Source organism: Pediococcus ethanolidurans (genome assembly GCF_001437405.1).
Classification (GTDB): Bacteria; Bacillota; Bacilli; order Lactobacillales; family Lactobacillaceae; genus Pediococcus; species Pediococcus ethanolidurans.
This window is the reverse complement of the sequence record NZ_JQBY01000021.1, coordinates 22,432-38,105: the sequence shown is the minus strand read 5'-3', so window position 1 is coordinate 38,105 and position 15,674 is coordinate 22,432. Positions and strand designations below refer to the sequence as shown.

15 protein-coding genes are annotated in these 15,674 nt (G+C 38.2%); 11 read left to right on the top strand and 4 right to left on the bottom strand.

Features of this window, described 5'->3' with window-relative positions:
* Positions 1-12 precede the first annotated feature (12 nt).
* The 3 genes from IV87_RS08755 to IV87_RS08745 form a co-directional block, all read right to left on the bottom strand.
* Positions 13-246 carry a WxL protein peptidoglycan domain-containing protein gene (locus tag IV87_RS08755; protein WP_057807446.1) on the bottom strand — a complete coding sequence of 78 codons (234 nt, stop codon included), beginning with the start codon at positions 244-246 and terminating at the stop codon, positions 13-15.
* A 97-nt stretch (positions 247-343) separates the two neighbouring features.
* Positions 344-910, bottom strand: coding sequence for a WxL domain-containing protein (locus tag IV87_RS08750; RefSeq protein ID WP_057807445.1), 567 nt, complete (start codon positions 908-910; stop codon positions 344-346).
* Positions 911-1,038: 128 nt separating this feature from the next.
* Positions 1,039-3,369, bottom strand: a complete 2,331-nt coding sequence (locus IV87_RS08745) for a hypothetical protein (RefSeq protein WP_057807443.1) — start codon at positions 3,367-3,369, stop codon at positions 1,039-1,041.
* A gap of 230 nt (positions 3,370-3,599) precedes the next feature.
* Here IV87_RS08745 and ychF point away from each other — a divergent pair, with 230 nt between their 5' ends.
* From ychF to IV87_RS08690, 10 genes are all read left to right on the top strand, one after another.
* Positions 3,600-4,706 carry a redox-regulated ATPase YchF gene (ychF, locus tag IV87_RS08740; RefSeq protein WP_057807441.1) on the top strand — a complete coding sequence of 369 codons (1,107 nt, stop codon included), beginning with the start codon at positions 3,600-3,602 and terminating at the stop codon, positions 4,704-4,706.
* A 29-nt stretch (positions 4,707-4,735) separates the two neighbouring features.
* A complete protein-coding gene (locus IV87_RS08735) occupies positions 4,736-5,434 on the top strand; it encodes a DUF1129 domain-containing protein (protein ID WP_057807439.1) in 699 nt (232 codons plus the stop codon).
* A 266-nt stretch (positions 5,435-5,700) separates the two neighbouring features.
* On the top strand, positions 5,701-6,846 hold the full coding sequence (gene guaB, locus IV87_RS08730; protein ID WP_057807438.1) for an IMP dehydrogenase: 1,146 nt from the start codon (positions 5,701-5,703) through the stop codon (positions 6,844-6,846).
* A gap of 269 nt (positions 6,847-7,115) precedes the next feature.
* A complete protein-coding gene (locus IV87_RS08725; RefSeq protein ID WP_057807436.1) occupies positions 7,116-7,307 on the top strand; it encodes a hypothetical protein in 192 nt (63 codons plus the stop codon).
* Positions 7,308-7,455: 148 nt separating this feature from the next.
* The gene (croR, locus tag IV87_RS08720; RefSeq protein ID WP_057807434.1) at positions 7,456-8,145 is read left to right on the top strand and encodes a response regulator transcription factor CroR; all 690 of its coding nucleotides are present in this window, start codon (positions 7,456-7,458) and stop codon (positions 8,143-8,145) included.
* A gap of 23 nt (positions 8,146-8,168) precedes the next feature.
* Entirely contained in the window at positions 8,169-9,314 is a 1,146-nt protein-coding gene (locus IV87_RS08715) for a sensor histidine kinase (RefSeq protein WP_057807432.1), read from the top strand.
* A 628-nt stretch (positions 9,315-9,942) separates the two neighbouring features.
* Positions 9,943-11,214 (top strand): serine hydrolase, encoded by a 1,272-nt coding sequence (locus IV87_RS08705; RefSeq protein WP_057807427.1) that lies wholly within the window; start codon positions 9,943-9,945, stop codon positions 11,212-11,214.
* A 14-nt stretch (positions 11,215-11,228) separates the two neighbouring features.
* On the top strand, positions 11,229-11,726 hold the full coding sequence (locus IV87_RS08700; protein ID WP_057807425.1) for a GNAT family N-acetyltransferase: 498 nt from the start codon (positions 11,229-11,231) through the stop codon (positions 11,724-11,726).
* 162 nt (positions 11,727-11,888) lie between these two features.
* Complete coding sequence (locus IV87_RS08695) at positions 11,889-12,665, top strand: AzlC family ABC transporter permease (RefSeq protein WP_057807423.1); 777 nt, start codon at positions 11,889-11,891, stop codon at positions 12,663-12,665.
* 27 nt (positions 12,666-12,692) lie between these two features.
* Positions 12,693-13,025 (top strand): AzlD domain-containing protein, encoded by a 333-nt coding sequence (locus IV87_RS08690; RefSeq protein ID WP_057807421.1) that lies wholly within the window; start codon positions 12,693-12,695, stop codon positions 13,023-13,025.
* Between the two features lie 320 nt (positions 13,026-13,345).
* Here the strand turns inward: IV87_RS08690 and IV87_RS08685 are convergent, their stop codons facing one another.
* A complete protein-coding gene (locus tag IV87_RS08685; protein ID WP_057807419.1) occupies positions 13,346-14,524 on the bottom strand; it encodes an SAM-dependent methyltransferase in 1,179 nt (392 codons plus the stop codon).
* Positions 14,525-14,705: 181 nt separating this feature from the next.
* Between IV87_RS08685 and IV87_RS08680 the strand changes: the two genes are divergently transcribed.
* Positions 14,706-15,629, top strand: a complete 924-nt coding sequence (locus IV87_RS08680; RefSeq protein WP_057807417.1) for a hypothetical protein — start codon at positions 14,706-14,708, stop codon at positions 15,627-15,629.
* The last annotated feature ends 45 nt before the right edge of the window (positions 15,630-15,674 follow it).

Genomic DNA, 15,674 nt, shown 5'->3' with positions numbered 1-15,674 from the left:
TTAGTTCTTTTTTTATGAATATTTCAGGTTATTGCTTAAATTAGTAACTTTGACCTTTACTTCGGTTGTCTGGTTAGGCTTTAGTTTCAAATCAAAATAAGAAACGGTGGGATCATTTTGCTGATTGCTGGCAATTCGTTCAACTGTGAAATTAGCACCCGCAGCCTTTGCCGAATGAGGTAACGACAAAAGTCCGAGACTAAAAATACCTAGTGTTAAAATGATTTTCATTAATTTGTGAAGCATGTGATCTCCTTTTAGAAATAAAAAAAGGTAACCGGCGCTAACCAAATAAGTCAGTTAATCGTCATTACCTCATGGTTATTGTGATTTTTGGGTAAAATTAACTAGCAGAAGTATCACTGAGTGTCCAAGTAACATCGGCCGAGTAGTCTCCACTGTCAACATTGTTATAGTTCTTTGTAGTTAGAGAAGTTGTATCATTGTCAACTGTGGCCGAAGCGGTACTTGCACCATTTGTGTCTGCGTCAGTATAGTTCCAAACGTTGCTGGCAGAACTGTCAATTGTTCCTGCTGCTGAGCTGTTAGTTTTAAACTCAATTGTACCAGTTACACTACCACTGCCTGTTTGGTTAGTGAAATTGCCTAAAGCTGCCGTTAAATTCCACTTATCATTTGAAACGCCACGATAATCAGAAACGGAAAGTGTGTTATCTGTCGTACTTTGATTTTTCAAAGTTGTGCCAGAAACCAAATCTTTCAAATTAGTAGTGCCAAAGTCAAAACTTGGAACACTTTCCAATTTTAATCCGCCGGCGGTAACTGAAAACTTACCAGTTGAGGTTTTACCGAGATCAGTATCATCAGCATGTGCCGAAGTTGTACTTAACCCGATTGCCAAACTAATTCCCAGTATACCTAATGTAGCGATTAACCGATTCTTCTTCATAATAATTATATTTTCTCCTTGTATTTTGTAATAATACCCCTTTTTGGGTGACTAGCTTAAAAGTATAAGGGTATTCGATTCAAATTGCAATAGAAATCACTAATTTTTTGTAAGTAATTCAATTCTATTTAGGAAGTTAATTTATAATTCAATGTCCAATAAAGCGGAAATTCATACTTTTTTCCTGTTTGAACGATGCCACTTGCGAATAGCTGTTTCATGTTGAGCTTAATTTGAAAATCACTGGAAGATGTTGCGATTAAACTGTTATCGCCTGATTGCTGTAATAGCGGTTGGCTAATATCAAAGGCAGTACCATTGGCCGTGTAACTCAATAATTTCGGTTGATCAAACAGCGTATACCCATCCTCTGGTAGTTTTGCAGCAAGATCGTTATTGTATTGCACATTTAAAGTGTAGGGTACTCGCCAATCATTGACGATCGTAATATTTTGACTGTCACTGGGTGAACTATAAATATCTGGATCTGTCGCATCAGCCGTTAAGTTAAAAATATTAGGAATGTTGGCGGTCAATTTACCAGTTTCCGTTAAATTAATTGTCGTGTGTTGGTAAGTAGATAAATCGGAATTAGCCGTAATAGCATTGCCATCGTCATCTGTTTTAGGTGCCACAACCAATTCAATTTGATTTTTTCGTTGTAAATTACCACCAACTGTAGAAAGACTAGGCATATCGCCAGCTGCTTCGGATTGCATGCTGTCAGTTGTCAGATTTTGTTGATAACCAGACAGACTAGTTAGGTTATTCACTTTAAATGTACTGTTGTCATTGGTGTTTACACCACTGGCGTTAAGTCGCTGCCAGTCAGTGCTGGTTTCGCTATTACTTAGTTTATAGAACAACTGATAATTCTTATTTCTGGTCACAACGGTTCCTTGAAGGCCAACTGATTTGGTAGGGTCGGTTACGTGAATCGTTTTTTCGTTGGCCGTGCCACCCGTTAAGCCGGGCGAAATGGAACTATCATCCAACTGATTAGTTGTGACTAGGTTTAAATCTTTGATGTAAGGGCCCACTGAATGAAGGTTGTTAAAAACATTTCCAGAAATGTCATTAATATCAAACGTTCCGGCAATTAAACGAGATGCCGGCATGTCATGTGCGATGGTAATGTTTTTTCCGGATAAGATGCTGCCATAGAGCGTCCGGCTTCCTGAACCAAGTGACACACTAGCATTAGGTAGCAGCATTGCCCCGCAAAGTTGACTGTCCTCATTTGTATTACCAAATTCTAGTGTATCTGTACCACTCGTTGTGGCGTTAGGAAAGTTGTTTAAAACATGGCTTGAAAAAAGCTGACTTTGTTCAGTTCCGTTAGAAGAGTTTACAGGACTCTCGTCAGGATCGGTGCCGTTGTAAGCTTGCATTTTGAAGGATCCTTGCCAATCGCTGAAAGGACTGGTAGTGGTGACATTATCCCAATTAATAAAAATATATGGCGCGTAGGTGTAAGAGTCATAAGAAGAATCACCAGCCTGTACGGAAGTAGTAGCGGTATTCATGTTATGAATTTTAATCGTTAAGTTTAAAATCTTATCAGTGGCATTTGCAGCATTGATACCTACCATAATGACTGGTGGCGTTTTGTAATTGGCGTCTGAACTATAATTATCAGGCAACGTGACATTGATCGTTAAATTTGTATAATTTTGGTATTCAGGCGTTGTTTGGGTGACTTTGGCGTCGTTAACGTGATCATTCACGACCACCTTATCCTCACTAGTACTATCGTCTGAAGTGGGTTGAGTGAGTTGATCATAGTATTGCGAAATCTTATTAAACTGAATGGCCGCCGCATCAAAGTAAGTAGATGCATCAGTCGCGCTGGGATCAAGTGTTTTACCACTTACGGAAGCCAGTTTAGATCCACTGGTGCCGGAAAAATCAGAAGTCGTTCCCACAGTGTGATCCATATCTAAAATACTCATCAAAGTAGCATGATTTGTTTTATCTGTATCTGTGTAATCCTTGGCTTCAGCTTGAATGTTATTAATGACAACTTGATTTTTGGAAGAAACAATCGGTGCCGCCAAATTATCGCGTTGACGAGCATTCGGGTCCAACATGTGACGCATATACGCACCGTATGTTGTACTAGAATCTACTTTATTAGCCGTGAATAATGGTTTACCAATGGCATTACCCGAAGCATCACTTGTGATAGTTCCCCACTGCGTATCACTATTACGAGCGTTCCAGCTATCTGTGCTGGACTCTAGGATATTACTTGCGTAACGTCCCTCTAAATGAGCGGTATTGTTCGCATCAATAGTCATGGTTCCCGCTGCAAATGCATTGAAATAAGAACCAACACCAAGAATTTCGTTATCAGGAAACGGTTTGGTTGTGGTGTCATCTGCTCTGACCGTCTGTGACAGAAACAATCCACAAAAGGCAAAAATAAAAGTGGTAATAATAAACGTAATTTTACGCATGAGTTCCTCTTGGTTTAATTTTTCGAAAAATAATTATTATAAAAATATAATTTCACTTTTTTAAGTCTAGCACGATTGGCTTGGAATGCGAAAAAATTTTCATTTCACAAAAATATTTATCAAATGATTCCACTCTTTTTAGGCCCTCCCTCTGTCCCTTGCCGTCCTTTTTTGTTACTATATTACATGTATACACTTAAATTAAAATTATTAAAGAAAGCGTGTGAAGAATGTCATTAACAGCAGGAATTGTTGGTTTACCTAATGTTGGAAAATCAACTTTGTTTAATGCAATTACAAAAGCCGGTGCCGAAATGGCCAATTATCCATTTGCGACGATTGACCCTAATGTAGGGATGGTTGAAGTTCCAGACGCAAGGTTGGCTAGAATTCAAGAAATTATTCCGGCCAAAAAAATTGTGCCAACAACCTTTGAATTTACCGATATTGCCGGAATCGTTAAAGGTGCCAGCAAGGGTGAAGGTTTAGGAAATAAATTTTTGGAAAACATTCGTCAGGTAGATGCGATTGTTCATGTTGTTCGTGCTTTTGACGATGATAATATTACGACTGTTTCTGGTAAGGTAGATCCAATTGAAGATATTCAAACAATTAATCTTGAATTAAGCATTGCCGATCTAGATGCCGTAACTAAACGCCTTGGTAAGGTACAACGTGCAGCCAAGAGTCGTGACAAAGATGCATTAGCTGAATTAGCTGTTCTTGAAAAAATCAAACCTGTTTTGGAAAGTGGTAAATCAGTTCGTTCAATCGATTTTGATGAAGATGAACTTAAGATTGTTCACGGTCTTTTCTTATTAACTTCAAAACCAGTTTTGTATGTGGCTAACATTGCAGAAGACGATATGGCGGATCCAGAGCATTCCAAGTACTATCAAGCAATTAAAGATTATGTTGCCAAAGACGATCCAGAAGCCGAAGTTATTGGAATTTCTGCTGAGACTGAAGAAGAAATTGCAGAGCTAGAAGATGCTGATAAAAAAGAATTTTTAGAGGCTGAAGGAATTGAGGAACCCGGATTAAACCGCTTAATCCGTTCTTCATACAAGCTTTTAGGATTGGAAACTTTCTTCACAGCGGGCGGCCCTGAAACGCGTGCGTGGACATTTAAACGGGGAATGAAGGCACCTCAGTGTGCGGGAATTATTCATTCTGATTTTGAACGTGGGTTTATTCGTGCCGAAACTGTTTCATATACTGATTTAGATAAAAACGGTAGTATGCAGGCGGTTCGTGAAGCTGGTAAACTGCGCTTGGAAGGTAAGGAATACGTAGTTCAAGATGGCGATATCATTGAATTTAGATTTAATGTATAGCTAGTCGCAAATAGAGGAGAGAATCGAACATGAGTGAAGACAAAACGACAGAGCGCAATGCAGGTAAACAGCAACCGGCACGAAAAGGTAAACAAACCTACACTAAGCGAAATGAAGATTTTATGTTTCGTTTGACTAAAGAACTTAATGAAGATGATAAGCTGGCTGATGATAAAAAAGAAGAGGCTTTAAAAGAGACCAAAGCACGATTATTGGAAGGCCAATTAAAAGGTGAGACGGCTAAACAGATTTACGGAACACCGACGGATCGCGTTAAAGAAATTGTCGAAGGACCTAGAAAAGCACCCGTTGAAACTAAATATTGGATGAAGGCTTTAGATAATGGTATGGTGTTCTTCATGATTTTTGCGTTGATGTTTGGTATCATGATGATCTTCCAACCAAAATCGATCACTTCAGAACCGGGACCAGCAGGCATTACGGCAATGTTAGCTATTTCAATTATTGGTGGCGCATGTGCACCGTTCTTAACAGACCGTTTGCAGCCGACATCAAGTAAAAAAGAGCGCCAGTCAATTTGGAAAACTATCGGAATGGCGACAGGGATGATTTTGGTATGGATGGTTGCCTATATGGCATTCTCGTCGTTACCACAAAGTTTGAATCCAGTGCTACCATTTGAAGCTTATTTAGCGATTGCGGCAATTATGTTTGGTGTGCGTATGTGGTTCAAGCGGCGTTATCACGTAACTGGCGGATTTATGTAGAAATAGGGATTTTTATTGGAAGCAAAAGTACATTAAAAAACGAATAGGAGCCAGTCCGTCTTAGTGCTTTAGCACATAGAACGGATGGACATTCGTGATGAGAATAGGATTTTGCTGGAAGCAAAATAGACATTAAAAAACGAATAGGAGCCAGTCCGACTAACCGCTTTAGCGGGATAGCGAGGATGGACATCCGTAGTGAGAATAGAATTTTTTGCTGGAAGCAAAAAGTACATTAAAAAACGAATAGGAGCGAGATCATAATTATGACTAATTGGGATACAAAATTTGTGAAAAAAGGTTTAACTTTTGATGATGTGTTGTTAATACCAGCAGAAAGCCATGTTTTGCCAAATGAAACAGATTTATCGGTACAGCTAACAGATAACATCAAATTGAATGTTCCCATTATTAGTGCAGGAATGGACACAGTTACTGAGTCGGCAATGGCAATTGCCATGTCACGACAAGGTGGTATGGGTGTAATTCATAAGAATATGTCCATTGAAGATCAAGCGACTCAAGTTTTGGAAGTAAAAGCAGCTGGTAAGGCTGATGAGACAAAATACCGTCATGCATCAAGTGATCAAGACGGCCGTCCATTGGTAGCTGCTGCAGTTGGCGTAACTAGTGATACTTTTGATCGAGCTAACGCCTTGCTTCAAGCAGGTGCGGATGCAATTGTCATTGATACTGCTCATGGACACTCAGCTGGTGTTTTGCGAAAAATTGCAGAAATCAGAGCACACTTCCCCAAGGCAACTTTAATTGCTGGAAACGTGTCAACTGGTGAAGGAACAAAGGCCCTCTTTGATGCGGGTGTTGATGTTGTGAAAGTTGGCATTGGTCCTGGTTCAATCTGTACAACACGGGTCGTAGCTGGTGTAGGAGTTCCTCAAATCACAGCTATCTATGACGCAGCCACTGTTGCCCGAGTTTATGGGAAACACATTATTGCAGATGGTGGTATCAAGTATTCTGGTGACATCGTTAAGGCTTTAGCGGCTGGTGGAAATGCTGTTATGTTGGGCAGCATGCTTTCAGGTACAGATGAAACTCCTGGTGAAGTTATTGAAGATAACGGTAAGAAGTATAAGAGCTATCGTGGGATGGGGAGCTTAAGTGCCATGTCCAATGGTTCGGCAGATCGTTATTTCCAAGGCGGCGTAAATGAAGCCAACAAGTTGGTACCAGAAGGCATTGAAGCACGTGTGGAGTATAAAGGTTCAGTTGAAGATATTATTTTTCAAATGGTTGGCGGTTTACGTTCAGGGATGGGCTATGTCGGCGCACCAACAATTGATGCATTAACTGAAAATGCTCAATTTGTCCAAATTACCAATGCTGGATTAATTGAATCACATCCACATGATGTTCAAATGACAAAAATGGCACCAAACTATAAAAAGTAATTTGCTGTCCAGCAAAATATAAAAGTGAAATTGAATCATAAGAAGTGACCACTGTCTTAATCGATGGTGGTCATTTTGATTATATTAAAAAATTACGTTTAGTTATTCTTTACTTTTATGGGGTTGTTTGGCCATGAAGTGATTTTAATACTTTCAACCTGTAGGAGTTTATTGGTAATACTGTTTGTTAAGGGTAAAATGATACTTGATTACATCTCTTTCCAAAATTCAGAGATTTGAAATTGTTAAGAAAACTGGAGGAAAAACGCATGGGATTAATTGTTTATATTATTTTCATGTTATTAGTGGTGTTATATATCCTTGTTCGTTTAATTCGAGCAATTAGAAAAAGAAAATTTTTTGACCTAGAAGTTCTAATCTGGTTTCTCGTTTTGATTGCAGTGCTGCTTTCTGTTTTTGGCGTTGTTTTGTTTACCACGAATGGTTTATTAGTAAAATAATAAACTTTTTGAGAATGCAACTGTTAATTTACTAACAGAATCTTATACTTGTATTCTTAACATTACCTAAAACCTGAACGATATAATTCCGTGTTGATTATTTTTTTGCTACACTTAAAGAAATTGCATTTTAAGGAGATTTCGCATAATGAAAATTTTAGTCGTAGATGATGATAAAGAAATTGTTGAACTCCTCGATATTTACATTAAAAATGAAGGTTATGAACCAGTTTCTGCATTTAATGGAAAAGAAGCACTCACAAAATTACATACTGATCCCGAAATCGGTTTGATGATTCTAGATGTCATGATGCCCGAAATGAGCGGTATTGAAGTTGTTCGTGAGGTTCGTCGTGACTCTCAGTTGCCAATTTTAATTTTATCCGCCAAAACAGAAGATATGGATAAAATTAAGGGATTATTGACCGGTGCGGATGATTATGTGGCAAAGCCCTTTAATCCTTTAGAGGTTATGGCACGAGTAAAATCACTATTGCGTCGTAGTCAAAATGACTTGAAACAAGATGAGCCAGAAGTCTTAGATATTGGACCGTTGACAATTAATAGTGATTCACATGAAGTTAAAACTTTAACTGGTAAGTCAGTTCAACTAACGGCACTTGAATTTGGAATCTTGTATCTATTGGCAAGTCATCCTAATCGAGTTTTTTCGGCTGATGATATTTTTGAGCGTGTTTGGCAGCAGGAAAGTATTATTTCTGCAAAAACTGTCATGGTCCATGTCAGTCATTTACGTGACAAGATTGAGGAAGCCACTGGTGGGGAAAAAGTCATCGAAACCGTTTGGGGTGTTGGCTACAAAATTGAGTCTCACTAAGTAGAATCGAGCGAGGAATAACTTTGAAATTAACTGCACGAGAAAAAAGTGAATTATTAGGTGAAGGTTTTATTACCGTTATTTTATTGCTTCTATTAAATTTATCCATTTTAATTCTGGTTAATGAAATTATTCGAAGCAATCCAGGCTTGGAACGTGGTATTTTTCAAATTAAGGAATCAATAACGATTGGGCCTAATAATTATCGTGTTTGGAGTTATCAAAACGTCTTTATTTTCTTCATGGCAATCGTTGATGTGTGGGTTGTTTATTGGCGGTTGATGAGACGATATAAACAAATGCAGTTACGCCATATTATTGGTGAACTGCATTATATTGCGGATGGTCATTTTGATCATCGAATTCCGTTTACATTGAAAGGTGACCATCAACGGGTTGTTGATAGTGTCAATGCTCTGGTTGATTCGGTTATTGAATCAATGGATGAAGAACGTAAAATTGAACAGTCCAAAGATGAATTAATTACAAACGTGAGTCATGATTTAAGAACGCCGCTGACTTCCATTATTGGGTACTTGGGATTGATTGAAAATCAGCAATATCAAAATGAGGATGACGTTCTAAAGTACACGCACACGGCATTTTTAAAAGCACAACAAATGAAATCTTTGGTAGAAGATCTTTTTGAGTATACAAAAGTGCGGCAGGCATCAACCAAAATGACGTTTAATCAAATTTCAGTTGAACCGATGTTGGAACAGTTAGCTGCTAGTTTTGAATTAGAAGCCGAAAAGAAAAATATGAAAATTGATACAAAGGCTAAGCCAAAGGATATCAAAATTGAGGGCGATGCTGAAAAATTGGGTCGCTTATTTAATAATTTGATTTCTAATGCGTTGAAGTATGCGAAGGGTGGCCGACATATTAATTTGGAGGCAACTCAAAGTGGTGACCAGATAGTTTTTAAGGTTTCTAATGATGGAGAGATGATTCCTGAAGAATCGATTAAACATTTGTTTGAGCGGTTTTATCGGGTGGAATCATCGAGATCGAAGGCAACGGGAGGAACTGGTTTGGGCTTGGCAATTGCGCAGAGTATTGTGGAGTTGCACCATGGAAAAATTAGTGTGGAATCAAGTGAGAAATTAACTAGTTTTATAGTGAAGATGCCGTTGAAACAAAATAAAGTGAACGAAGCAAATCGATAGGTAAAGAAAGCTAAGCGGGTTGGAGGCGGGATCGCGATCCCGCAGGAAACGCGCTTAGCTTTCTTTACCTGATTTGCGGAGTTGTCCTAGGGCTCGGCGGAAAAAAGAATGAAAGATTGGGTTGGAGGCGAGTTCTTGCGGCTGGTTTGTGCCACAAGAATGGACAACGTACAGAGAAAGAAGCTTTCGGCACGAAAGCAGACCTTGAAACCGAGGTAGTGCGAGTTCTTGCGGCTGGTTTGTGCCACAAGAATGGACAACGTACAGAGAAAAAAGCTTTCGGTACGAAAGCAGACCTTAGAACCGAGGTAGTGCAGGATCGCAATCCCGCAGGAAACGCGTTTAGCTTTCTTTACCTGATTTGCAGAGTTGTCCTGAGACTCGGCGGAAAAGTACTATAGTTATAGTAGTTTGACGGTTGTCAGACAAAGAGAAAAAAGATAGAATCGGTTATAAAAGTTATAAAAAACGAAAATTATTCGCGCAAAAAGATTAACCTAGAAAAACTTGTGTTGATCTTAGATTGACCAATTTGTGCAAATGGATTTTCGTTTTTCTTTTGATCAACAAAAAATTTTGCGCAAAGTGTTTAATTTGTTATATTCTTGTTATAAAAGGTGGCGGGCTAATGTTTAAAAAATGGAAACAAAAATTAGCAATTATTTTCAGTACAATTTTGATGTTAAGTACATTAGTGATTGCTCCAGTTCAGGCGCAAACAACGACTTCAATTTCAGCTAAATCAGGGATTGCAGTAGATGCACAAACGGGACAAGTTTTATATGCTAAAAATAGTTCAAAAGTTTTACCAATTGCTTCAATGTCAAAGATGCTTTCTATTTATCTTGTGTTAAAAAGCATACATGAAGGTAAAATGAAATGGAATCAGCGTGTCCATATAAATGCCAATGTGGCTAAAATCAGTACAAAATCAGGATTAACAAACGTACCGTTAAGCACATCACGGGCCTACACTGTTCGTGACCTGTATAAAGCTTCATTGATCTATTCGGCTAATGCTGCTGTGATGGCATTAGGAATCGCACAAGCTGGATCTTCGAAGGCCTTTGTTAACGAAATGCGAGCACAACTCCAAAAATGGGGCATTACGGATGCCAAAATTTATAACGCTTCTGGTCTAACTGAAGGTGAGGTTGGTAAAGAAGCATATCCTAACACAGCCAAGAATGATGAAAATGAAATGTCGGCAAAAGATGTTGCCATTATGGCTTCCAAGTTATTAAAAGAATATCCCGAAGTATTGGAAACGACGAAACAAACCAGTGCCTGGTTTGCAAAGGGAACTAGTGATGCGGTCAAGATGACTACTCACAATTATATGTTACCTAAGATGGCCGACTACCTTAAGGGTTATAATGTGGACGGTCTAAAATCTGGAACTTCTGACAAAGCGATGGCCTGTTTTACGGGTACGGTAAAGAAAAATGGCCACCGTATTATTACGGTTGTGATGGGAGCAAGTTCCAAGGATGAAGGCAATGCACGCTTCACCAATACACAGACAATTATGAAATACGTGTACAATAACTTTAAGCCGGTGAATTATAAAAAGGGAACTCAAGTTGCTACATTTAAGGTTCCAGAAGGAAAAGTAACATCTGTTAAAGCGGTATTAAAACAAGCGACGACAGTTTGGGTTGCAAAAAACCAGTCAACTAGTTCGGTTGATTTTACTAGTAACCAAGCAAAAAACGATTCTGAATTAACGGCTCCAGTAACTAAGGGACAGAAGGTAGGAACGGCAGCGGTCAAACTAAATGATCAAAATTTAACTTATCTACAATCTGCTGATAAAAATCTGCAATTAGTTGCAAAGAAATCCGTTGCCAAAGCTAATGTTTTCGTTCGTTTCTGGCGTTCAGTCGCTAATGTCTTTTAAGAAGGGTTCATAAAATGAGTGAAGTTCAGTTTAAATTAGCAACCAAAGAGGATTTACCTTTTATTGTTTCTGTTTATAATCAAACAATTGCGAGTCATATTGTGACGGCGTCTTTACAACCAGTTACGGTTGAACAACGGCTGCCATGGTTTGAAGCTCACAAACCAGATGCACACCCGATTTGGGTGGCATGGTTAGATGATAAACGAGCTGGCTGGGTCAGTTTGTCGCCTTATCATCCACGTGCTGCTTATCATATTACGTCTGAAATCAGCATTTATATTGATCGTCAATTTCAACATTTAGGTTTAGGAACCAAAATGGTTCAATACGCGGAACAAATGGCCCCCAGTTTAGAAATTAAAAATATTGTTTGCTTAATTTTTGGCGCAAATTTACCAAGCTTAGGTTTATTCAAAAAATTGGGTTATGAAACCTGGGGCACGTTGCCAAAGGTTGCTGAACTTGATGGAAATTTAATGGATTTGAAAATTCTGGGTAAGGCTGTTTAACGCGTTTTCATTTAATTTTATTTTTTAACGGTGAGTTTATTAAAAATGTCTAAAAAAGGCACTATTCAATATACTTTGAAAATGTTAAAATGATTTCGCAGTGTTTTCTATAAATTTCAGTAAGAATGGTCCAACTTTGAAGATCCGTTGGAGGAAAGAATTGTGAAACAACTTGAAAATGGACCACAATGGCGGGTAACGCTTAAGGAAGCCTGGCCATTGTGCCTGAGTTACACACCAATTGGACTGGCCTGTGGGATTCTTCTACATGCAGCCGGTTTTAATACGATTTTAACTGGGCTAGTATCTGTTTTTGTATTCTCGGGTGGTGCACAGTTTATGATCGCTCAAATGCTTACAACGACAGCACCAATTTTAACGATTATTTTAATGCTTTTTTTCTTGGAATTACGTTATGCACTTTTAGGTTCAAGTTTAGCGGGGTATTTAAAGGGACAAAATCACCGTTTCTTATTTTTCTTTGCTATTTCAATGAATGATGAAAATTATGCAATTAATTATCTAAAATTTGTTACCGACCGTAACTGGACACCTAAAGATGCGCTGCAAGTTGAACACTGGTCGTTACTAGTTTGGACAGTATCCAATGTCATTGGAAGTTTAATTGGTAGCGCGGTTAAAATTGATCTGACAGTAGTTAATTTTGCACTAACGGCTTTATTCTTATATATGATTGTGATGCAAATTAAAACACGTTTGATTTTACTGATCTCAGTAATTGCCGGTATTTTGGCGGTATTCTTTATGTTGTTAACTAAGAGTACGTTAGGATTGGTTATCTCGACTTTGATTGCCTCATTCTTAGGATTTATGATCGAAAGTTATGTAACTAAACGATGGCCTAACAGTCATTTACTGTATAAAATTCACGATCCATCAGGACAACCAGAAGTTGATAAGGAAGATATCGAAATCTAATTCAGATGAATTCCGGGAGATTGTAATATGCATTATAGTGTAACTGACCATTTGCTGATTGTTATTTTAGGATTTTTTGTGGCATTTGGTCCTCGATATATACCGATTTTGTTCTTTTCAAATCGAAAAATTCCAGAATGGTTTAATGACTGGATGAAATACGTGCCAGTTTCTTTGTTCACGGCAATTGTTGTAAAAGATATCTTTATTTCTGGTACTTATCATTTTATTTCATCCGGAAATTTTGATTTAATTTTGGCTTCCGTAATTGTTATAATCATTTCATATTGGACGAGATCAATGGCGATTTCAGTAGTATTCGGGTTAGTGGCAGTGATGCTATTATCGATGGTAATTTAAAAATAAACAGACAATGCGATTGAAGAAATCACACTGTCTGTTTTTAAATTTTAGGTATTTTGAGATGGTGGACTTGCTTCGCTCACTTATTTTTAGGACAGCTTCACAAAGCAGACCCAAATAAATAAACAAGGCTTCAAGCCCGGCATTCGCCTGCCCAACGCCTCGTTTATTTATTTGGTTCTATCGCTTTGCCTCGCTCACTTATTTAGGACAGCTTCACAAAGCAGCTTCAGATAAATAAGCAGGATTCCCAGTCCGGCATTCGCCTGACTTTCATCCCGCTTATTTATCTGAAGCTAAACGCTTTGTTCCGCTCACTACTTATACATATACTCTCTTGTCATCGGCAACACATTGCTGCTTGCTCCCGCACCCTTTGTCAACAAGTACTGGATAACATCAATATTTCCCGACTCAAATGATGCCGAACACGCCTGCAAATAAAGATCCCACATTCTCACAAACCGTTCGTCAAACATCTTTGTAATTTCTTCACGGTGCTCGTTGAAGTTCTTATCCCAAATTTCCGTTGTCTTTTGATAATGACGACGCAAAGGCTCCAAATCATCAATCTGCATATCGTTTTCAATAATATGATGAATATTTTCTTCCAAACCAGGCACATAACCACCTGGGAAAATCCATTTATTCAACCAACCATTGTTTGCACCACCCTGTTGACGTGTGATTCCATGAATCAAAGCCACACCATCCTTTTTCAGATAGTCAGAAACACACTTAAAGTAAGTTTGGAGATTTTCTTTACCCACATGTTCAAACATGCCAACACTGGTAATGTAATCAAATTGTTCATCTTTGATCTCACGATAGTCTTGTAAACGGACTTCAGCCACGTTTTCCAAGCCCTCATCTTTAATCTTTTGATTAACCAAATTGAATTGTTCCTGTGAAAGTGTCACACCAACAACACGCAAATCATATTCTTTTGCGGCCGTCAGCATTAAAGTTCCCCAGCCACAGCCAATATCCAACAAGGTTCGTCGAGGTTGTGGATGCAGCTTGTTCAAAATATGATGCACTTTATTAATTTGTGCCGTTTCGAGGTCATCTGTATCTTTTTCGAAGTAGGCACATGAATAAGTCATCGTTGGATCTAACCATAATCTGTAGAAATCATTACCAATATCATAATGATCCTGGACATCCGATTTGCTTTCCTTTTCGTCATGCTTTTGCTTAGGAAGAAAATGGATAAACTTCTTATTATGGAAGAAACTACCAGCTGTTTCATACGCTGAGGTTAATAAAGCTTGAATACTGCCATCAATTTCAATTTTGCCATCCATATAGGCTTCACCAAGTGCAATGGATGCATTGCTGATGATCTGCTTAACAGGAACAGCCTCGTTTAAGGTAATTGTAACTTCGGGATTGCCATCTCCGTAAGTTTCAGAACTACCATCCCAATAATTAACTTTAATGGGAATATTGAAGGAGTGTTTAAAAAATGTTTTGTAAAATTTTTTCTCTAACATCGATTCGAATCCTTTCTCTTATGAATAACAAGATTAAACATGATTATTATACGCTCCCTAATTCATTTTTTCGAATTTTAAGGTTATTGTAAAACGGTAAAACGCTTTTAAGATTGATAACATGCTATAATTATCGTATGCGTCGGCTAAGTAAGGACCGACAGATTTGGGGGTGGCACGTTTGAGGAAATGGACATGGGTAATCGTAACATTTGTTGTGATTTTAATTGTGGGGGGCTATGCCTTTTCACGACACCAATCAATTGAAAAGCAGTATCACATGGATATGGAAAATGCTGCGGCGGCAATTAATGATAATAATTATACGGCAGCTGAAAACTACTTTCAGGAAGCTTTAACGCGGCGAAATAATGACGCAGTTGCCACACATAGATTGAAACAAACTAAAGTCTTTGTCAGCGCGATGAACCAATTAGAAAATCATCGTTTTGGTACTTCTAAGAATACATTTGCACAAGTTTATAAAATTCATCATGGTTCAGAAGTTTTAAATTCGCGATCACATGAGAAGATTCAAGAAATAAAAAAGGTTCAAAAAAATATTACTAAGTATAATAAAATTTTGAAGTACGCACGTGAATTGAACGAGGCACAGGAATTTACCCTTTCGAATCAACAACTCGATACCTTGTTTAATACTAAGGAATTTAAGAAAACATATTACACGTCGCAATGGAAGACCGCTAAACAACTTCAAAAGAGCAATAAAACAGGTTTGTCACAGGCGGTAATGCCTGGTTCTACATCTAGTTCCGCGCAAAGCAGTTCTAATGGTAATAATACGGCTGCTGATGGAACAACTGGAGCTTCAGCGTCATCCAGTAGTAATAGCATTTCTACACTCCCAGCTCCTAATTTGAGTTCGGCCGAGAAACAGGCGGCTGACAATTATTCTGGTAGTAATGAATATACGGTGACCAAAAAAGATAAGGAATTAAATGGTAAAGTAATTACGCAAAGTCAGATTAATAATGCGCGTCAAGAATTAGGAAACAAATCAGGTCAATTTAGTGATCAAGATGTACGAAATATCATTAAAGAGGCCGCGCAAAAGGGAATTTCGGTGAGTGAAGCTGCTCAATAAAAAGAGGCAAAAGTTTAATATTTTGAAACGTTTGAAATGATCCTG

What these genes read in the sequence shown, in the direction of transcription:
- IV87_RS08755 (WP_057807446.1), bottom strand. Translation starts at nt 246, where the DNA reads ATGCTTCACAAATTAATGAAAATCATTTTAACACTAGGTATTTTTAGT.
- IV87_RS08750 (WP_057807445.1), bottom strand. Translation starts at nt 910, where the DNA reads ATGAAGAAGAATCGGTTAATCGCTACATTAGGTATACTGGGAATTAGT.
- IV87_RS08745 (WP_057807443.1), bottom strand. Translation starts at nt 3,369, where the DNA reads ATGCGTAAAATTACGTTTATTATTACCACTTTTATTTTTGCCTTTTGT.
- ychF (WP_057807441.1), top strand. Translation starts at nt 3,600, where the DNA reads ATGTCATTAACAGCAGGAATTGTTGGTTTACCTAATGTTGGAAAATCA.
- IV87_RS08735 (WP_057807439.1), top strand. Translation starts at nt 4,736, where the DNA reads ATGAGTGAAGACAAAACGACAGAGCGCAATGCAGGTAAACAGCAACCG.
- guaB (WP_057807438.1), top strand. Translation starts at nt 5,701, where the DNA reads ATGACTAATTGGGATACAAAATTTGTGAAAAAAGGTTTAACTTTTGAT.
- IV87_RS08725 (WP_057807436.1), top strand. Translation starts at nt 7,116, where the DNA reads ATGGGATTAATTGTTTATATTATTTTCATGTTATTAGTGGTGTTATAT.
- croR (WP_057807434.1), top strand. Translation starts at nt 7,456, where the DNA reads ATGAAAATTTTAGTCGTAGATGATGATAAAGAAATTGTTGAACTCCTC.
- IV87_RS08705 (WP_057807427.1), top strand. Translation starts at nt 9,943, where the DNA reads ATGTTTAAAAAATGGAAACAAAAATTAGCAATTATTTTCAGTACAATT.
- IV87_RS08700 (WP_057807425.1), top strand. Translation starts at nt 11,229, where the DNA reads ATGAGTGAAGTTCAGTTTAAATTAGCAACCAAAGAGGATTTACCTTTT.
- IV87_RS08690 (WP_057807421.1), top strand. Translation starts at nt 12,693, where the DNA reads ATGCATTATAGTGTAACTGACCATTTGCTGATTGTTATTTTAGGATTT.
- IV87_RS08685 (WP_057807419.1), bottom strand. Translation starts at nt 14,524, where the DNA reads ATGTTAGAGAAAAAATTTTACAAAACATTTTTTAAACACTCCTTCAAT.